The organism is Amaricoccus macauensis (assembly GCF_014201905.1).
GTDB lineage: Bacteria > Pseudomonadota > Alphaproteobacteria > Rhodobacterales > Rhodobacteraceae > Amaricoccus > Amaricoccus macauensis.
Window position 1 is genome coordinate 290,588 of record NZ_JACHFM010000003.1, and the last position, 17,373, is coordinate 307,960.

17 protein-coding genes are annotated in these 17,373 nt (G+C 70.2%); 9 read left to right on the forward strand and 8 right to left on the reverse strand.

Going from position 1 to position 17,373, the window contains the following annotated elements:
* Nucleotides 1–56: 56 nt before the first annotated feature.
* Together HNP73_RS15250 and iolD are read right to left on the reverse strand one after the other, a co-directional pair.
* A complete protein-coding gene (locus tag HNP73_RS15250) occupies nt 57–869 on the reverse strand; it encodes an SDR family oxidoreductase (protein ID WP_184151475.1) in 813 nt (270 codons plus the stop codon).
* Nucleotides 870–873: 4 nt separating this feature from the next.
* Entirely contained in the window at nt 874–2,721 is a 1,848-nt protein-coding gene (gene iolD, locus HNP73_RS15255; RefSeq protein ID WP_184151478.1) for a 3D-(3,5/4)-trihydroxycyclohexane-1,2-dione acylhydrolase (decyclizing), read from the reverse strand.
* 236 nt (nt 2,722–2,957) lie between these two features.
* Between iolD and HNP73_RS15260 the strand changes: the two genes are divergently transcribed.
* The 6 genes from HNP73_RS15260 (at nt 2,958) to HNP73_RS15285 (ending at nt 9,448) form a co-directional block, all read left to right on the forward strand.
* Nucleotides 2,958–4,394 (forward strand): NAD-dependent succinate-semialdehyde dehydrogenase, encoded by a 1,437-nt coding sequence (locus tag HNP73_RS15260; RefSeq protein WP_184151481.1) that lies wholly within the window; start codon nt 2,958–2,960, stop codon nt 4,392–4,394.
* Nucleotides 4,395–4,403: 9 nt separating this feature from the next.
* Complete coding sequence (locus tag HNP73_RS15265) at nt 4,404–5,225, forward strand: HpcH/HpaI aldolase family protein (RefSeq protein ID WP_184151484.1); 822 nt, start codon at nt 4,404–4,406, stop codon at nt 5,223–5,225.
* Nucleotides 5,225–6,190, forward strand: a complete 966-nt coding sequence (locus HNP73_RS15270) for a hydroxyacid dehydrogenase (RefSeq protein ID WP_184151487.1) — start codon at nt 5,225–5,227, stop codon at nt 6,188–6,190. Before HNP73_RS15265 ends, HNP73_RS15270 begins: the two co-directional genes overlap by 1 nt.
* Nucleotides 6,180–7,301: a Gfo/Idh/MocA family protein gene (locus tag HNP73_RS15275; protein ID WP_184151490.1), complete on the forward strand. Its 1,122-nt coding sequence runs from the start codon at nt 6,180–6,182 to the stop codon at nt 7,299–7,301. The genes HNP73_RS15270 and HNP73_RS15275 overlap by 11 nt, the downstream gene beginning before the upstream one ends.
* Before the next feature lie 75 nt (nt 7,302–7,376).
* Nucleotides 7,377–8,351 carry a Gfo/Idh/MocA family protein gene (locus HNP73_RS15280; protein WP_184151493.1) on the forward strand — a complete coding sequence of 325 codons (975 nt, stop codon included), beginning with the start codon at nt 7,377–7,379 and terminating at the stop codon, nt 8,349–8,351.
* A gap of 26 nt (nt 8,352–8,377) precedes the next feature.
* A complete protein-coding gene (locus HNP73_RS15285; RefSeq protein WP_184151497.1) occupies nt 8,378–9,448 on the forward strand; it encodes a Gfo/Idh/MocA family protein in 1,071 nt (356 codons plus the stop codon).
* Here the strand turns inward: HNP73_RS15285 and HNP73_RS15290 are convergent.
* Nucleotides 9,423–10,418 carry a LysR family transcriptional regulator gene (locus HNP73_RS15290; RefSeq protein WP_221288701.1) on the reverse strand — a complete coding sequence of 332 codons (996 nt, stop codon included), beginning with the start codon at nt 10,416–10,418 and terminating at the stop codon, nt 9,423–9,425. The genes HNP73_RS15285 and HNP73_RS15290 overlap by 26 nt on opposite strands.
* A 101-nt stretch (nt 10,419–10,519) precedes the next feature.
* On the opposite strand from HNP73_RS15290, the gene HNP73_RS15295 reads away from it, so the two are divergent.
* The gene (locus HNP73_RS15295) at nt 10,520–11,365 is read left to right on the forward strand and encodes an oxidoreductase (RefSeq protein ID WP_184151500.1); all 846 of its coding nucleotides are present in this window, start codon (nt 10,520–10,522) and stop codon (nt 11,363–11,365) included.
* Nucleotides 11,366–11,382: 17 nt separating this feature from the next.
* Here the strand turns inward: HNP73_RS15295 and HNP73_RS15300 are convergent, their stop codons facing one another.
* The 5 genes from HNP73_RS15300 to HNP73_RS15320 are packed head-to-tail and all read right to left on the reverse strand — an operon-like array spanning nt 11,383 to nt 16,211.
* Nucleotides 11,383–12,828, reverse strand: a complete 1,446-nt coding sequence (locus tag HNP73_RS15300; RefSeq protein WP_184151503.1) for an aldo/keto reductase — start codon at nt 12,826–12,828, stop codon at nt 11,383–11,385.
* Nucleotides 12,825–13,787, reverse strand: coding sequence for a branched-chain amino acid ABC transporter permease (locus HNP73_RS15305; RefSeq protein WP_184151506.1), 963 nt, complete (start codon nt 13,785–13,787; stop codon nt 12,825–12,827). The genes HNP73_RS15300 and HNP73_RS15305 overlap by 4 nt, the downstream gene beginning before the upstream one ends.
* Nucleotides 13,784–14,698: a branched-chain amino acid ABC transporter permease gene (locus HNP73_RS15310; RefSeq protein WP_184151510.1), complete on the reverse strand. Its 915-nt coding sequence runs from the start codon at nt 14,696–14,698 to the stop codon at nt 13,784–13,786. The genes HNP73_RS15305 and HNP73_RS15310 overlap by 4 nt, the downstream gene beginning before the upstream one ends.
* Complete coding sequence (locus HNP73_RS15315; RefSeq protein ID WP_184151513.1) at nt 14,695–15,447, reverse strand: ABC transporter ATP-binding protein; 753 nt, start codon at nt 15,445–15,447, stop codon at nt 14,695–14,697. Before HNP73_RS15315 ends, HNP73_RS15310 begins: the two co-directional genes overlap by 4 nt.
* Nucleotides 15,444–16,211 carry an ABC transporter ATP-binding protein gene (locus tag HNP73_RS15320; protein WP_246399851.1) on the reverse strand — a complete coding sequence of 256 codons (768 nt, stop codon included), beginning with the start codon at nt 16,209–16,211 and terminating at the stop codon, nt 15,444–15,446. Before HNP73_RS15320 ends, HNP73_RS15315 begins: the two co-directional genes overlap by 4 nt.
* 106 nt (nt 16,212–16,317) lie before the next feature.
* Here HNP73_RS15320 and HNP73_RS15325 point away from each other — a divergent pair, with 106 nt between their 5' ends.
* Both HNP73_RS15325 and HNP73_RS15330 read left to right on the forward strand, forming a co-directional pair.
* Nucleotides 16,318–17,034 (forward strand): FCD domain-containing protein, encoded by a 717-nt coding sequence (locus HNP73_RS15325; protein WP_184151516.1) that lies wholly within the window; start codon nt 16,318–16,320, stop codon nt 17,032–17,034.
* The gene (locus HNP73_RS15330) at nt 17,031–17,372 is read left to right on the forward strand and encodes a TIGR04076 family protein (protein WP_184151520.1); all 342 of its coding nucleotides are present in this window, start codon (nt 17,031–17,033) and stop codon (nt 17,370–17,372) included. Before HNP73_RS15325 ends, HNP73_RS15330 begins: the two co-directional genes overlap by 4 nt.
* Nucleotide 17,373 lies beyond the last annotated feature (1 nt).

Here is a 17,373-nt window from a genome sequence, read left to right on the forward strand (position 1 = left end):
AAAACGCGGGGCCGGATGGCCCCGCAGTCAGGGAGAAAGCGGCGACGGAAGGGCGGTCAGAGGCGCATCGGGCCGTCCGGGGCCGGCGCCTGACCCGGATAGGCGCCCCAGACGGACTGGTCGAAGTTCACCACGGCACCAGTCAGCAGTCCGGCATCGTCGGAGACGAGGAAGTTGACCGCCCGCGCCACTTCCGCCGGATCGACGAGGCGCCCGAACGGCAACCGCGCCGACGCCTTCGCCTCCCACTCCGGGCCGGACTCCGCCGCCTGAAGCTCGCGTTCGTGGTCGGACGACATCCAGCCGATGCTGAGCTGGTTCACCCGGATGCGGTTGGCCGCGACGGCAAAGGCGGTGTTCCGGGTGAGCGTGGCCAGCGCGCCCTTCGACGCGCTGTAGGCGCTGAGGAACGGCTGGCCTGCGTGTTCCGACATCGAGCCGATATTGACGATCGCGCCCGCGATGCCGTCGCGGATCATTGCCCGGATCGCGTCCTGCATCAGGAAGAACGGCCCGCGCACGTTGATCGCGAACATCCGGTCGAAGAGGTCGGGGGAGGTATCGAGGATCGATCCCCGATCGGTCGAGGCGCCGGCATTCACCAGCACGTCCACCCGGCCGAAGACCCGGTCCGCCCCGGCGATGACGGCGCGGCAATCCTCGACGCTGCCGAGGTCGGCGCGCACGAACTCCACCGGCACGCCGGTGTCGCGGCTGATCGCCCCGGCCACCGCCGCGCCCTTGTCGGCGTTGCGTCCGAGGGTGACGATCCCGGCGGCGCCGGCCTCGGCGAGCCGCCGCGCGATTGCCGCGCCGAGGCCCTGCGTCGAGCCGGTGACGACGCAGACCTTGCCATCCATGCGGTTCATCGCGTCACACCCCGACACGCTGCTTCGAGCGGACCTCGAGCTGCTTCTCGCGGGCATCGCGCACGGTCTCGCGGTTCGAGACCTCGGGCACGCCCACGTCCCAGTCCGCGTCGCCCGGCACCCACGCGAAGGCGTCCGTCCTGATGGTGATGACCGTGGTCCGGTCGGTGCCCTGTGCCCATTCCATCGCCTCGGCAAGATCGGCGAGGCTCGCACAGCTTCGCGCCAGTGCCCCCATCGCCTCGGCGTGCTTCACGAAGTCGACCGCAAAGGGCTCGACCACCCGGCAGTCGCGGATGAGGTTGTTGAACCCGGGCGTGCCCTTGGCGTTCTGCAGGCGGTTGATGACGCCGTAGCCGCCGTTGTCGCAGACGACGAGGATGAACTTGTGGCCGGAAAGCACTGACGAATAGACGTCGGAGTTCATCATCATGTAGGTGCCGTCGCCGACCATGACGATCGGGGTCGCGCCCGGCCGGGCCATCGCATAGCCCCAGCCGGCGGCGATCTCGTAGCCCATGCAGGAGAAGCCGAACTCGCAGTCGAAGGTGTTTGGCGCCTTCACCCGCCAGCCCTTGACGAGCTCGCCCGGCAGGCCGCCGGCGGCGGTGACGATCGGGTCGTCGGGCTTCGCGCCGGCATGGACGGTGGCGACGACCTGCGCATAGGTCGGAACCTCGGCGTTCGTCGGCTTCTGGTGGTCATCGACGAGTGCATCCCACTCGGCCATCAGCGTGCGGCCTTTCCGCGTCCAGCCGTCGGGCGCTTTCCAGTCCCCCAGGGCGGCGTCAAGTTCGCGCACCGTCGCAAGCGCATCGCCGACCACCGCGAGCGAGCGGTGCTTGGTCGCGTCCCAGCGCGCGGTGTTGATACCGATGATCCGGGCATCGTGGTTGAAGACCGTCCACGAGCCGGTGGTGAAATCCATCAGCCGAGTGCCGATCGCCAGCACCACGTCCGCCTCGGCCGCGAGCGCGTTGGCCGAGGTCGAGCCGATGATGCCGATCGGGCCGACGTGGGCCTCGTGCTCGTGAACCACCGCGCCCTTGCCGGCGATCGTCTCGGCAAGCGGGATGCCGCGCTCGAGGGCGAGCTTCGCCACCGCCTCCTCGGCGAGCGAGTAGCGCACGCCGCCGCCGGAGATGATGAGCGGCTTCTTCGCGGTCTTCAGCAGCTCCACCGCCTCGGCGAGCTTGTCGGCGTCCGGCCGCGGGCGGGGCACGGTCCAGAGCGTCGGCTCGAAGAAAGCCTCCGGGTAGTCGTAGGCGATTTCCTGGGTGTCCTGGCAAAGCGCGAGGAAGGCCGGCCCGCAGTCGGCGGGATCGAGCATGGTGGCGACCGCCTGCGGCAGCGAGCTGATGATCTGCTCGGGCAGGGTGATGCGATCCCAGTAGCGGCAGACCGCCTTGAAGGCGTCGTTCACCGTGATCGTGGGATTTCCGTAGTGCTCGACCTGCTGCATCACCGGGTCGGGGCGGCGGTTTGCGAAGGTGTCGCCAGAGAGGAGCAAGACCGGCAGGCGGTTCGAATGCGCGACGCCCGCGGCGGTCACCATGTTGGTGGCGCCGGGTCCGATCGACGACGTGGCGACCATGATCTGCCGGCGGCGCCTGGCCTTGGCGAAGCCAATGGCGGCAAGGGCCATCGACTGCTCGTTCTGGCCGCGCCAGGTGGGCAGGGTGTCCTGCACTTCCTCGAGGGCCTCGGAGAGACAGGTGACATTGCCGTGGCCGAAGATCGCGAAGACACCGGCAAACAGCGGGACGCGCTCGCCGTCGATCTCCGTGAACTGATTGCACAGATAGCGCACGAGCGCCTGAGCCATCGTCAGCCGAACCGTCGATCGAGTCATCAGTCTCTCCCACGCCCTGGTGATGGTGCCTGTCTACGGAATGCCAGTTGACAATTCAATAGGTACGCAACATTCATTGCGGAAATTCGCGGAGAGCAACATCGTGTCGGAGCCGACACCTGCGGCCTTGGCAGCGGAATGCGCCGGCTCGCCGAGAGCCGTGGAAACGAACGTGCGAACCGGCTGGCTCTGCCTTTCGAGGCGGGTCGAGGGTGAATCGGAGGGAGATCGGGGCCATGTATGAGAAGTACGGACTTTTCATCGGCGGCGGCTGGACGGGCGCGACCGGCGGGGCAACGGCCACGGTCACGAGCCCGGTCACGGAGGCACCGCTCGGCGAAGCGCCGGCTGCGGACCCGGCCGATACCGAGGCGGCGATCGCGGCCGCGGGGCTCGGTCTTGCCGCATGGCGCGCGAAGTCCGCCTTCGAGCGCGCCGATGCGCTGCACGCCATCGCCGACGAGATGATCCGCCGCAGGGCGGAGGCCGCGCGGATGATCTCCACCGAGACCGGCAAGCCGATCGCGCAGTCCGAACGCGAGTGGGTCCTCGCCTGTGACCAGTTCCGCTGGTACGCCGAAGAAGCCCGCCGCATCTACGGCCGCATCGTCGAGAGCCGGGTGGCGGGCGGGCGGTTCGAGGTCACGCGCGAGCCGGTCGGCATCGTCGCGGCATTCACCGCGTGGAACTTCCCCGCCGCGCTCGTCGCGCGAAAGGTGGCGCCCGCCCTCGCCGCTGGCTGTTCGGTCATCGTCCGGCCGTCGAGCCAGACACCCGGCACCGCGATGGTGATCGTCGATTGCTGCCGCGCCGGCAACCTGCCCGACGGCGCGGTCAACCTCGTCGTCGGCGCGACCTCCGCGACCTACGGGCCGATCATGGCCTCGCCACTCGTGCGCAAGGTCTCGCTGACCGGCTCCACCCGCGTCGGTCAGCAGATGATCCGTGACGCCGCCGACACCATGAAGAAGGTGACGATGGAGCTTGGCGGCAACGCGCCGCTCATTGTCTACGACGATGCCGACCTTCAGGGCGCGCTCGACATCTCGGTTCCGACCAAGTTCGCCAATGCCGGGCAGGTCTGCGTTACCGCCGACCGCTTCTTCATTCACGAGAGCCTGCACGACGCCTTCGTCGAAGGCTTCGCCGCCCGTGCCGCGGCGCTGAACCTCGGCGACGGCCTGGACCCGGCGGTGCAGATGGGGCCGGTCATCAACGGCGCCCGGCAGAGCGAGCTCGAAGGCATCATCGGCGACGCGGTCAAGGCCGGCGCGCGCCTGGTCAGCGGTGGCGGCAGGGCCTCGGGCTTCAACGCAGGCTTCTTTCTCGCGCCGACCGTGCTCACGGACGTCACCGACGACATGGCGGTCTTCGCCGGGGAGAACTTCGGGCCAATCGCGGCGATCACCCGTTTCCGTGACGAGGACGAGGCGCTTGCCCGCGCCAATGCCGGCGACATGGGGCTCGCCGCCTACGCCTTTACCCGCGACCCGGGACGGGCACGCCGCACCGTTGCCGGGTTGAAGGCCGGCATGGTCGGCATCAACAGCTTCGCCATGGCCGCCGCCGAGGCGCCGTTCGGTGGCACCCGTTATTCGGGCATGGGCCGGGAGGGAGGTGCGGAAGGCATCTCCGACTACCTCGACACCAAGCTCGCCCAACTCGTCTTCTGAGGGGTCGCGATGATCAGGAACAAGCTCAAGCAGGCATGGGCCGAGGGCCGGCCGACGCTCAACGGCTGGCTTTCGATCGGCAATCCGTTCACCGCAGAGATCATGGCGGCGCAGGGCTATGACAGCCTCACGATCGACGTCCAGCACGGCGCGCTCGACTACTCCGCGCTGCTGCCGATGTTTCAGGCGATGCGGGCTTCGGGCGTCGTCCCGCTTGCCCGGGTGCCGTGGCTCGAGCCCGGCATCGTGATGAAGGCGCTCGACGCCGGCGCCTTCGGCGTCATCTGCCCGATGGTGAACACCGCGGCCCAGGCGGCGGAATTCGTGAGCTGTCTGCGCTATCCGCCGCTCGGCCAGCGCAGTTTCGGCCCGACGCGGGCCAGCTTTTCGGCCGGCGACAACTACGCGGCCGAGGCGAACGACGAGTTCCTCGGCTTCGCGATGATCGAAACGGCGACGGCGATGGAAAACCTCGATGCGATCGCCGCCACGCCGGGGCTCGACGGGATCTATGTGGGGCCGGCCGACCTCACCCTCAGCCTCGCGAAGGGCCGGCTGGCGCCGGGCTTCGACCGCGAGGAGCCGGAGATGATCGAGGCGTTGCAGACGATCCTCGCCGCCTGCCGGAGGCACGACATCCGCGCCGCGCTCCACTGCGGCACGCCCGGCTATGCGGCGCGGGCGATCGGCTGGGGCTTTGACATGACGACGGTGAGTGGCGACTCGCGCCTGCTCGCGGCGGCGGCGTCGGCGAGCGTGAAGGCGTTCCGCGAGGCGACCAGCGGGGAGGACGGGAAGCCCGGCACCCCCGGCGTGACAGGAGGCTACTGATGCCCCACGTTCTCGTCGCGGGAAAGCTGCACCCGAGCGGCATCGCGTTGCTCGAAGCTCGGGACGACATCACCTTCGACTACGTCCACGAGATCTCCGAACCGAGCTACGCCCCACTGATCGGTGCCGCTGACGGGCTCGTCATCCGAACCCAGCCGCTTTCGGCGGAAACCGTGCAGAAGGCCGGCCGGCTCCGCGTCGTCTCGCGGCACGGCGTCGGCTATGACGCGGTGGATCTGCCATCGCTGAACGCGCGCGGCATCGCGCTCGCGGTCTGCGGCGATGTGAACTCGGTCTCCGTTGCCGAGCAGGCGATGATGCTGATGCTGGCGGCCGCGAAGCGGGCGGTGCGCGGTGATCGCGCCGTGCGGACCGGCGACTGGGGGTGGCGCAATCGCCTCGAGCAGGGCGAGCTCTGGCAGAAGCGGCTCCTGATCGTCGGCTATGGCCGCAGCGGGAGGCATGTCGCCCGCACGGCGGCCGCGTTCGGTATGGAAGTCAGTGCCTTCGACCCTTTTCTTCAGCGTCGGGATTGGCCCGCGGGGGCAGTCGTACCGGTGGAGCGGCTGGTGGACGGCCTCGCATGGGCCGACGTTGTCTCGATCCATGCGCCGAAGGGGCAGGGGCCGCTCATCGGCACGGCGGAGCTTGCGGTGATGAAGCCGTCCGCCATTCTGGTGAACACGGCACGCGGCGGCGTTGTCGACGAAGCGGCGCTGATTGCGGCGCTCGAGGCGGGGCGGCTTGCGGCCGCCGGGCTCGACGTCTTCGAGGACGAGCCGCCCGCGCCGGACAATCCGCTCTTCGCCATGGATCAGGTCGTGCTCTCGCCGCACATCGCCGGCCTGACGACCGAGTGCGCCGAGCGCATGGCGGTCGCCTCGGTGCAGAACGTGCTCGATTTCTTCGCCGGCGACATCGACCCGGCGCTCGTGGTCAACGGAGGTCATGTCAATGGCAGCTAGCAAGCCCGCTCTGCGGATCGGCCTGATTGGCACCGGGTTCATGGGAAAGACCCACGCCTTCGGCTTCGCCGCCGCTCCCCGGGTCTTCGACCTGCCCTTTGAGCTCGTCATGCACATCGTGGCCGACCGGACGCAGGAACTGGCAGCCGATGCCGCGCGCACCCTCGGCTTCGCGCGGGGCGTCGGCGACTGGCGGGCGATCATCGACGATCCGGAGATCGACGTCGTCGACATCACCGCGCCGAACGCGCTGCACAAGGAAATGGCGCTCGCCGCGATCGCGGCCGGCAAGCACGTCTATTGCGAGAAGCCGCTGGCGCCGCTCGCGGCCGATGCCCGGGAGATGGCGGACGCGGCCGAGGCGGCGGGGGTGAAGACGCAGGTCGGCTTCAACTATCTCTGCAACCCGATGATCGGCCTCGCCCGCGAGATGATCGCGGGCGGCGAGCTCGGGGAAATCCGCAGCTATCGCGGTGTCCACGCCGAGGATTACATGGCCGACGCCGCCTCTCCCTTCAGCTTCCGCAACGACCCCGTCGGCGGCGGCGCGCTCGCCGACATCGGCAGCCACGCGCTCGCAACAGCCGAGTACCTGCTCGGGCCGATTGCCGAGGTGCTGGGCGATTGCGCCACGGTGATCCGCGCGCGGCCGGACGGGCAGGGCGGCAGCCGTGCCGTCCAGACCGACGATGTTGGCCGCGCCTTCCTGCGGTTCGGGAACGGGGCGAGCGGGTCGGTCGAAGCCAACTGGATCGCCATGGGCCGCAAGATGCAGCACGACTTCGAGGTCTACGGCTCGAAAGGCGCGCTCGCCTTCAGTCAGGAGCGCTTCAACGAACTGCACTTCTACAGCGCCGACGACTCCGCCGGACGGCGTGGCTTCCGGCGCATCGAGGCGGGGCCGGATCATCCGCCCTACGGGCTCTTCTGCGTGGCGCCAGGACATCAGCTCGGCTTCAATGACCTGAAGGCGATCGAGGTGGCGCGCTACATGGACGCGATCGCCGGCAACGCGCCGGAGCCCTTCAACTTCCGTGCCGGCCTGCGTGTCCAGCAACTCGTCGAGACGATCCACCAGTCCGCCCGCGAAGGCGGCTGGCGACGGCCGTGAGGGCGGCGCAACAGGCACCATCGCGTGACGGCCGGTCGGGGCCGCGCCGAAATTCTTACGACGGGGATGCATTTCATGAGCTTGCGGGTCGGAGTGATCGGAACCGGCGTGATGGGCGCCGAACACGCGCGCATCCTGTGCGAGGAAACCCGCGGCGCGCATCTCGCGGCCGTGGCGGACACCGATCCGGGTCGCGCGGCCGCCGTCGCCGACGGTGCCGCCGTTTTCACCGATCCGCTGGAGCTGATCGCCGCCAAGGGCGTCGACGCGGTGGTCATCGCGTCGCCGGATGTGACCCACGGCACCCTCGCCCACGCCTGCCTCGAACGCGGCAAGCCGGTGCTCTGCGAGAAGCCGCTGGCGGCCACGACCGCGGAGGCCCTGGCACTGGTCGAGGCAGAGGTGGCGCTCGGGCGGCGCCTCATTCAGGTGGGATACATGCGCCGGTTCGATCCGGCCTACGGGGAGATGCGCGAGGCGCGTCTCAACGGCGCGATCGGGGCGCCGGTGCTGCTGCACAACATCCACCGCAATGCGCAGGCGCCGGAGTGGTTCACCGGGGCGATGGCACTCACCAATTCCTTCGTCCACGAGATCGACATCAGCCGCTGGCTGCTCGGCTCGGAAATGCTCCGGGCCGACATCGTCGCCGGCCCGGGCGGCGAGCCGCTGATGGTCACCATGACCACCGACAAGGGCGAGATCGTATCGACGGAAGTCTTCATCAACGCGGCCTATGGCTACCACGTCCATGCGGAGCTCGTGGGGCGCAGCGGCACCGTCGCGATGGCGGCGCCAGCCCTCACCGCGACCAACCGGGCCGGGACGCACGGCCACGGCTGGCCGAACGACTGGGTGCCGCGGTTCCGCGAGGCGTATCGCCGTCAGATGCGCGCCTTCGTCCGGTCGGTCGAACGGGGCGAGCCGGCCGGTGCGAGCGCGTGGGACGGCTACGTCGCGTCTGCGATCGCCGAGCAACTCGCGCAGGCGTTCGCCGAGGGCCGAAGCGCCGAGCTCCGGCTCGTCCCCGCCGCCGACCTGTATCGTTGACAGCTGTCAAGCCGAGGAGAGGTTTCATGATCAGGTATGCAGTCGTCGGAGCCGGGTGGATTTCGCAGGAAGCGTTCCTGCCCGGCGCCGCGCAGTCGGGCAATTCCCGCGTCGCGGCAATCGTGACGGGAGACGTCGGGAAGGCGGGTCGGCTCGCCAGTTTCCACGGGATCCCCGATGTCGTGTCCTACGCGGACTACGACGCGCTTCTCGCCAGCGACCGGATCGACGCGGTTTACGTCGCCTTGCCGAACTCGATGCATGCCGACTACGCCATCCGCGCGGCGAAGGCCGGCAAGCACGTCATGGTGGAGAAGCCGCTCGCCTGCACCTTGGACGAGGCGGAGGCGATGATCGCCGCCGCGCGCGATGGCGGCGTCTTCCTGATGACGGCCTACCGGCTGCACAACGAGCCGGGCACGCTCGCCCTGCTGGAAAAGGTTCGGAGCGGCGCGATCGGGCGGCCGCTCTTCTTCCAGTCGGTCTTCGGCTTCCAGAGCGCGCCCGGCAACCATCGCCTGAAGGCCGAGCACTGGGGCGGCCCGTTGCAGGATCTGGGCGTCTACTGCGTCAACGCGGCGCGCCACGTTTTCGCCGAGGAGCCGGTCGAGGCGATCGCCGTCCGGCATCAGCCGGCGGATGATCCGCGCTTCGCCGAGATCGAGGCCACCGTCGCCGCGACGCTGCGTTTTCCCTCGGGCGGAATCGCGCAGTTCATCGTGAGCTTCGGCGCCGCGCCGATCGACGCCTACCGGGTCGTCGGCACCGAGGGCGATATCGAACTGGACCCGGGCTACAGGTTCGAGACCGCCACCCGGATGCGCCTGCGCCGTGACGGGCGCGTCGAGGAGACGCCCTTCGAGCGGGTGGACCAGTTCGGTGGCCAGATCGCCTACTTCTCCGACTGCATCGTGAGGGGCGAGCCGCCGGTCGCGGACGGTGGCGAGGGGCTCGCGGACATGCGCGCGCTTCTCGCGATCGAGGAAGCCGCGCTGACCGGCCGGCCCGTCGCCATCGGGACGCCGGCGCGCTCGCGCTACGCGAGCGCGGACATGGCCCGGTCCTGCCCGGTCACCGATCATCGCCTGCTGATCTGAAAGACCTCGGCGAAACCTGATCGAGGGAGGGAGGCTCGGTCTGCGCGCGGCTCCCGGCCGCGATCCGCCGCTCCCGGACGATTTCGAGGAACGCGCGCAGTTTCGGCGCGAGCGCGGCCCGTCTCGGGAAATAGACGAAGAGGCCCGGCTCCTCGATCGCCGTTTCCGGCAGGACCGGTACGAGACGTCCCGCGTCGAGGTCGGCCCGCACCAGAGGCTCGAAGACATAGGCTATACCGACTCCGGCGAGCGCGAAGTCGCGCGCCTGCAGCGGATCGGTCAGGATGGCCGATCCCCGGGTCTTTATCGCGGTATCGCGGCCCGCCTCCCGGATCTCCCATTCGTAGATGCCGCCGGACCGGATGAGGCGGAATCCGATGCAATTGTGCAGGGGCAAGGCGGCGGCGCCCTCCGGCATGCCGCGCCTCGTGACGTAGGCGGGCGAGGCGACCATCATCGCGCGAAAGCTCGGGGTCAGCGCCACCGCGATCATGTCCTGCGCCACCATGCCGCCCAGCCGGACGCCCGCATCGAAGCCGAGTTGGACGATGTCCGAGAGCCCGTCGTCGGCGACGATCTCCAGCGTCACGTCGGGATGCCGCGTCGCCATGTGGGCGGCGACCTCCGCCAGCGCCATCGGCACGGCGATCCGCGGGGCATTGATGCGCAGGTGGCCGCTCGCCTGTCCACGGACCGAGCGCACCCGGTCGAGCCCGTCGCTGACGTCCGCGAGCGCCGGGCCGATCGCCGCGACGAGCGTCCGCCCGGCCTCGGTCAGGGAAACGCTGCGGGTCGTGCGTGCGAAGAGCGGCTGGCCGAGCCGTTCCTCGACCTGGCGCACCGCGTGGCTGACCGCCGACGCCGACATGCCGAGCGAGGCGGAGGCGGCCGCGAAGCCGCCGCGCTGCGCGACGGCGAGCACGACAGGCAGGTGTACCAGATCCCGCTCCATTGCTGAGCCAGACTGCATAAAGCATCAGGAAAAGACAGCCTGATCGTTGGATCCGGCGTCCGGTACGCTCCCGGCATCGGGCAGGGGCTCCCTGCCATTGCCGATGAGAGGACCGCAGAATGACCGTGAATGACACTCGTCCCGCGACCTGGTTCATCACCGGCGCGTCGTCCGGCCTCGGCCTGGCGCTCGCGCGCCACGCGCTCGGTCGGGGTTACAACGTCGTGGCGACTGCCCGCACCACGGCAGGGCTCGACGCGATGGCGGCGGAAGCGCCCGATCGCGTTCTGGTGCATCGCCTCGACGTGACCGCCGCGGGCGAGGCGACCGCCGCGGTCGCTGCGGCGCGCAGCCGGTTCGGCGGTATCGACGTGCTCGTCAACAATGCCGGCTACGGCATCGTCGGTGCGCTCGAGGAGACCCCGGACGAGGAGTTGCGCGCGCAGATGGAGACGAATTTCTTCGGCGCCTGGGCCGTGACGAAGGCGGCGCTGCCGCTCCTGCGCGCGCAGCGGGCCGGCGCGATCGTCAACGTCTCAAGCCTCGGCGGCGCGGTCTCCTTCGCGGGTTTCAGCGCCTATTCCGCGTCGAAGTTCGCGCTGGAGGGCATGTCGGAAGCCCTCGCCGCCGAGATGGCGCCGTTCGGCGTCAAGGTCCTGATCGTGGAGCCGGGCCAGATGCGCACGGCTTTTGCGACCGACGCGCTGCGCCACATGCCGGCCCTTCGGGCCTATGCGGACACGGTGGGCGAGACGCGGGCCTTCGCCAGGTCGATGAACGGCACGCAGCCCGGCGATCCCGCGAAGGTCGGTCCCGCCATTGACGCAGCCCTCGCCGCCGACCCGACGCCCCTGCGCCTTCAGGTGGGCGCCGACGCTCTCGAGATGGTGCGCGGCCATGCCGAGCAACTGCTGGCCGATCTCGCCGCATGGGAGACGACTGGCCGGTCGATCGCCTTCGAGTGATCCGGAGCGCGTTGGGGTCACCGGGGCCGGACGACTGCCTCGGCTTCGATCTCGACCTCGTAGGGGCCGACGAGGGCCGCGGAGACGAGGGTGTTGGCCGGGCGGATCTCGCTGAAGACGCGGCCGTGGGCGCGGGAGACCGGCTCCCACGCCGCCGGGTCGCGGACGAAGATGCGGGTGCGGATCACGTCGTCGAGGCTGCCGCCGAGGGCCGAGATGGACGCCGCGATCTTGTCGAGGATGTAGGTCGTCTGGGCGCCCGCGTCGCCCGGTGCGACGACGCGGTCGCTGCCGTGGGTGGCGGTGGTGCCGGAGACCGCGATGCGCTCGCCGTCGCGGACTGCACGGGAGTAGCCGGCGAGGGGTTCCCACACACTGCCCGACGAGACCCGCAGGCGATCGGGGCGGCCGGGGACCGGCTCGGCCGTGTAGATCGACGGCATGGCGTCGAGGTGGTGGCTGAGATCACCCGAGGCGGTGAGGAAAGGCGGCCGGCGGTATTCGTCGCCGCAGTCGCCGGGGATCGGCGTCGTGGCGGCGAAGGCGGCATCGAGGCGCGCGCGGTCCTCGTCGTCGAGATGCAGCGCAAAGGCGCGGGCATTGTCGGCGCGGTGCTCGCTCTCGGTCAGGCGGGCGCCGACGATGACGGCTGCCACGGCCGGGTGGTCGAGAACCCACCTTGTGGCGACGTTCGATATGGAGGCGCCGTGCTTGCGCGCGACCTCTCCGGCGGCGGTGAGGATGCCCTGGAACGCGTCCCAGCCGCCGGCGGTGTCGATGAACCGCTTGTACTTGGAGCGGCTCCAGTCGGCGATTTCCAGGGGCTCGGCGGCGCCGAGCCAGCGGTCGGCGAGGAACCCGCCCGAGAGTGTGCCATAGGCGAGAAGCCGGGTGCCGGTCCGGGCGCAGAGTTCAGCCAGCGGCCCGGCCGCCCGTCGGTCGACGAGGGAGAAGGAGACCTGATTGGTCGCGATCGGGATGCCGTCGGCCAGCGCCAGCGCGAGGTGCGCGGCGTCGAAGTTGGTGACCCCGAGAGCGCCGATCAGGCCCTCCTCGCGCAGGCGGGTCATCTCGTGCAGGGCGTCGAGCCACGCGGGGTGCTCGAAGCTCCACCAGTGGAATTGCAGCAGGTCGACACGCTCGGTGCCGAGGCGGCGGAGGCGCTCCTCGACCCCGGCGCGGACGACGCCGCGCGTCATCGGCCCGGGCTCGGGGCACCACTTGGTCATCACCGTGGCCTTGCGGCGAGCGAGGAGGCGGCCGGCGATGATCTCGGCGCTGCCGTAGTGGTCGGCCATGTCGAAGCTGTCGAAGCCGGCATCGGCGTAGGCGGCGAGGGCGTCGGCGCCGGCCTCGGGGTCGAGCGTGGTGCCGTCCTTCTCGATGTCGGCGACCTGCCACAGGCCGCAGATCATGCGCGCGATTTCCGGGCCGCCGGAGAGGGTGGTGCGTTCGGGGGTCATGGCTTGGGCTTCGCTTTGGGCAGGTGGCGGGAAACCGTGCGCGTCTCGCCGAGGAGGCCGCGCGGGCGGATGAGGAGAATGGCGCAGAGGCCGACGCCGATCAGCACGATGCGCAGTGCCGCGGCGCGGGCCTGCTGGTCGGGTGGGAACAGGGCGGCGATGGCAGGGGCGGAAAAGGCCCAGAGGCCCCAGACCACGATCGCGCCGAGGATGGCGCCCCGGTTGTTGCCGGACCCGCCGGCGATCAGCATGGCCCAGACCTGAAAGGTCAGCATGGGCTGGTAGTTCTCCGGCGCGATGAAGCCGATGAAATGCCCCTGTGCCGCGCCCGCCAGCCCCATGATCGCGCCGCCGATGGCGAACGCCTGCAGGCGGAAGCGGTCGGCGTTCTTGCCGAGGGCGCGGGCGGCGGTCTCGTCTTCGCGGATGGCGCGCAGGACACGACCCCAGGGCGAGCGAAGCAGGCGCTCGAGCCCGAGGTAGAGTGCTGCGACCACGGCGAGGAGGAGCGCGAGGTTCAGGGCCGCGAAGAGCGCCGGGTTGGTGGCGGTCGCCGCAAAGGGGCGGGGGATGAAGCCGATGCCGAAGGGGCCGCCGGTCAGGCCCTGCAGGTTCAGGAGGCAGAGCTGGACCATGACCGCGACGCCGAAGGTCGCGATGGCGAGATAGTCGGCGCGCAGCCGCACGGTGAGGGCGCCCACGAGGAACGACGCGATGCCTGCCGCGAGGGCGGCACCGATCCAGCCGGCGACGATCGGCAGGCCGAAGCCGCCGAGCCGGTCCGGGGTGTCGGGGGTCGTCAGCAGCGCCGAGGCATAGGCGCCGATGGCGACGAAGCCGGCGACGCCAACGTTGAAGAGGCCGGTCTGGCCCCACTGCACGTTCAGCCCGAGACAGATGATGGCGTAGGTGAGCGCCATGGACAGGAAGAACGCGCCGTAGCCGAAGAGGTCGATCATCCGTCGCTCCTGCCGAACAGGCCCTGCGGGCGAAGGAGGAGGATCGCGACGAGGATCACGAAGGCGACGGCGGCGCGCCATTGCGCGCCGACCACGGCAACTGTCGCTGCCTCGCCGACGCCGACGATGAGCCCCGCGAGCATTGCGCCCGGCACGCTGCCGATCCCCCCGAGGATGGCGGCGGCAAAGAGCGGCAGCAGGAGATCGAGACCCATCTGCGGGCGGATCTGGATGAGGAGCCCGGCCATGACCCCCGCCATGCAGGCGAGAACGGCGCCGAGCGCCCAGACGGTGCGCACCACCCGGCGCACGTCGACCCCGGCGACGCCGGCAAGACCGGGGTTCTCGGCCACGGCGCGCATCTCGCGGCCGATCGCCGTGCGGGTGAGGAGCAGGTGGACGAGAATGACGAGAACGAGCGCGACGGCGAGGGACAGGAGCTGATCCGGCGTGGCGCGCATGCCCGCAAAGCGAACGGCGATCTGAAGCTCGCCGGTATAGTAGAAGGGTTTCGAGGTGAAGGTGAACTCGAGGAGGCTGCGCAGGGTGAGCGCGGCGCCGAAGCTCGCCATGACGAGGATGATGACCGAGCTGCCGCGACGGCGGAGGGGGCCGAAGAGCAGCGCGTCGACGAGAAGGGCGAGGCCTGCGGTCAGCGCGGTCGCGGCGAGGGCAGCGAGAGGCAGCGACCAGCCGAAGGAGAAGGGGCCGATGGGAGCCGCAAGCGCACCGCCGGCAAGCGAGCCGAGGGCCCCGGAAAGCGCGAGGGCGAAGTAGGCGCCCCAGGCGAGATAATCGCCATGGGCGAAGTTCGCGAAGCGCAGGATCGAATAGGTCAGGGTGACGCCGATGGCGCCGAGCCCGATCATCGACCCGGCGATCAGGCCATCGACGAGGATCTGAGGGCTCATGCGGCGGGCTCCGGCTCCCGGCGGGCGCCGAGGTAGAGTTCGGCGACGATGGGGTCGTCCGCGAGGGTGGCCGCTGGCCCCTCGTGGGCGATGCGGCCCTCGACGAGGATGGCGGCCCGCCCCGAACGGCTGGCGGCGGTGGCGAGGGCGGCGCGGACGTTCTGCTCCACGAGGATGGTGGTGACTCCCGTAGCGTTGATCGCGGCAAGGCGCGCGAAGACCTCGGTGACGACCTTGGGTGAGAGGCCGGCGGACGGCTCGTCGAGAATGAGGACGCGCGGCTCGACGACGAGGGCGCGGGCGACGGCGAGCATCTGCCGCTGGCCCCCGGACAGGGCGCCGGCGCGGGTCCGGGGCCGCGCGGCGAGATCGGGGAACATGGCGTAAAGTGCCGCGATCCGCCCGGCCCGGCCGGGTCGCGGCAGGACCTGAGCGGCGAGGCGGAGGTTGTCCTCGATCGAGAGCGTCGTGAAGACGTTCTCGGTCTGGGGGACGAAAGCGAGGCCGTGGCGCACCTTCTCGTGAATGGGCGAGGTGCTGATCTCGGCGCCGTCGAGGGTGACCGAACCGGCATGGATCGAGACGAGTCCGGTGATCGCCTTGACGAGCGTGGACTTGCCCGCGCCGTTTGGCCCGAGCAGCACGAGGAAGTCGCCGCGAGCGACGGCGAGGTCCACGCCGCGGACGATCGGAAGGTCCGGCTCATAGCCGGCCACGAGTCCGCGGGTGGCAAGAACGGCGTCGGTCATGCGCCGTCACCGAGATAGGCGGCGATGACGGCGGGGTCGCGGGCGACGTCGGCGGGGTTGCCCTCAGCCAGGCGGCGCCCCGCGGCCATGACGACCACCCGGGAACAGAGACGGGCGACCATGTCCATGTTGTGCTCGATGAGGAGGACGGTGCGCCCTTCCGCGTTCAGGGTACGGATACGGTCGATGACCAGCTCCAGGAGAGTGGGGTTCACCCCGGCCGCGGGCTCGTCGAGGAGGATCGCCTTCGGGTCTGCCATGAGGACGCGGGCGAGTTCGAGGAGCTTGCGCTGGCCACCCGAGAGGACGCGCGCGGGCTCGTCCTCGAGGCGGGAGAGCGTGACGAAGTCGAGGAGCCCGCGGGCGCGGTCAAGCGCGGCGCGCTCCTCGGCGGCCACCCGGCCCGGGCGCAGGAAGTTGGCGAGGGGCCGCTCGCCGCTCTGGGACGGAGCACCGGTCAGGACGTTCTCGAGGACGGTCATTTCCGCGAACGGGCGCGGGATCTGGAAGGTGCGCCCGACTCCGCGGGCGATGCGTCGCTCCGGCGCCTCGCGCGTCACGTCTGTGCCCGCGATGCGGACGGTACCGGCGGTGGCGCGCACGGTGCCCGCAAGCAGGTTGAAGAGCGTGGTCTTGCCGGCGCCATTCGGGCCGATGAGCCCGACCATTTCGCCCGGCGCGAGGGCGAGGGACATGCCATCGACCGCGCGCGCGCCGCCAAACGTGCGCACCAGTCCGTCCGCCTCGATGATGGCCTGTCCCAACCCAGCCCGCCCCCAGTTTGTGATCAGTGATCAAAGTGTTTGACCGAGCGGAGTCGCGCAAGTAGCTTTTTTCATCGGAGCGGCGCGGGGAGGCACTTTGTTGCAGGTGGACTCGGTCAGAGGGCGTGACGCCGTGACGCCGGTGGGGCGGGAAACCGTCAACGCCCGGGTCTTCGCGGAGCTGCGCAAGTCGCTGATCCACGGCCTCTTCGAGGCGGGAGAGGTGCTGCGCATCGTCGATCTCGCCGACGCGATGCAGACGAGCACCATGCCGGTGCGCGAGGCACTGGCGCGGCTCGTCTCGGCGCAGGCGCTGGAGGCGCTTCCCAGCCGGTCGGTTCGCGTGCCGCTGATCACCCGCGAGCGGCTTGACGACCTCGCGCGGGCGCGCTGCCTCGTGGAGGGCGAGCTGACGAACCTTGCGCTGCCGCGGCTCGACGAGGCGGACTTTGCGGCCCTGCGCGCGCTGACCATCGATTGCGAGGCGGCATTCGCCGGGACGGCGCCGGACAGGGCGCAGGCGACGTCAAAGCTGAACCACGCCTTCCATTTCCGCATCTACCAGGCGGCGGGCTCGGCGGTGCTGATCCCCGTCGTGGAAAGCCTGTGGCTGCAGTCGGGGCCATACGTGCGGGCGGCGGCGCGGATCCACGAGGAGGAAGGCCACCGGCTCGCGGTCCACCACCATTGGAAACTGATCGAGGCGCTGGAGCACCGCGACCCGGCGGGGGCGGTGGCGGCGTTGACCGCCGACATCACCAACTCCTTCGACCTGATCCGCCGGCGGCTGGCGACGGCGGCTCGCGACGGAGGCGGTCGATGACTGACGATGGATTCGAGCTCTGGGACCTGCGCATCGAGGTCGTGGCGCCAGAGGGCGGCGCGATCTACTGCGGGGCGAAGCCGGGCGACTGGTTCGAGCTGCGCGGCGAGATGCTGTTCCTGCCGCCGGGGCAGGGGATCTCGATCTACTCCCTTGCCTCGGTGCTGCCGCTCCTCGCGGCGAAACAGCGCCCGTGCGATGCCAACGACTGGATGACCACCGACGCCGAGATCGCATGCCCGGACCCGAACTGCTCGACGCGCCTCCGTGTCACCCGGACTGGCCGCCGCCGGTTCAGCCACGCGGCGACCACTGCCGTACCCCTTCCGAAAGACTGAC

Excerpts from the sequence above, each read along its gene's own strand:
- HNP73_RS15250 (WP_184151475.1), bottom strand. The coding sequence starts at position 869 with ATGAACCGCATGGATGGCAAGGTCTGCGTCGTCACCGGCTCGACGCAG.
- HNP73_RS15260 (WP_184151481.1), top strand. The coding sequence starts at position 2,958 with ATGTATGAGAAGTACGGACTTTTCATCGGCGGCGGCTGGACGGGCGCG.
- HNP73_RS15295 (WP_184151500.1), top strand. The coding sequence starts at position 10,520 with ATGACCGTGAATGACACTCGTCCCGCGACCTGGTTCATCACCGGCGCG.
- iolD (WP_184151478.1), bottom strand. The coding sequence starts at position 2,721 with ATGACTCGATCGACGGTTCGGCTGACGATGGCTCAGGCGCTCGTGCGC.
- HNP73_RS15265 (WP_184151484.1), top strand. The coding sequence starts at position 4,404 with ATGATCAGGAACAAGCTCAAGCAGGCATGGGCCGAGGGCCGGCCGACG.
- HNP73_RS15330 (WP_184151520.1), top strand. The coding sequence starts at position 17,031 with ATGACTGACGATGGATTCGAGCTCTGGGACCTGCGCATCGAGGTCGTG.
- HNP73_RS15270 (WP_184151487.1), top strand. The coding sequence starts at position 5,225 with ATGCCCCACGTTCTCGTCGCGGGAAAGCTGCACCCGAGCGGCATCGCG.
- HNP73_RS15315 (WP_184151513.1), bottom strand. The coding sequence starts at position 15,447 with ATGACCGACGCCGTTCTTGCCACCCGCGGACTCGTGGCCGGCTATGAG.
- HNP73_RS15310 (WP_184151510.1), bottom strand. The coding sequence starts at position 14,698 with ATGAGCCCTCAGATCCTCGTCGATGGCCTGATCGCCGGGTCGATGATC.
- HNP73_RS15285 (WP_184151497.1), top strand. The coding sequence starts at position 8,378 with ATGATCAGGTATGCAGTCGTCGGAGCCGGGTGGATTTCGCAGGAAGCG.
- HNP73_RS15290 (WP_221288701.1), bottom strand. The coding sequence starts at position 10,418 with ATGCAGTCTGGCTCAGCAATGGAGCGGGATCTGGTACACCTGCCTGTC.
- HNP73_RS15275 (WP_184151490.1), top strand. The coding sequence starts at position 6,180 with ATGGCAGCTAGCAAGCCCGCTCTGCGGATCGGCCTGATTGGCACCGGG.
- HNP73_RS15305 (WP_184151506.1), bottom strand. The coding sequence starts at position 13,787 with ATGATCGACCTCTTCGGCTACGGCGCGTTCTTCCTGTCCATGGCGCTC.
- HNP73_RS15300 (WP_184151503.1), bottom strand. The coding sequence starts at position 12,828 with ATGACCCCCGAACGCACCACCCTCTCCGGCGGCCCGGAAATCGCGCGC.
- HNP73_RS15280 (WP_184151493.1), top strand. The coding sequence starts at position 7,377 with ATGAGCTTGCGGGTCGGAGTGATCGGAACCGGCGTGATGGGCGCCGAA.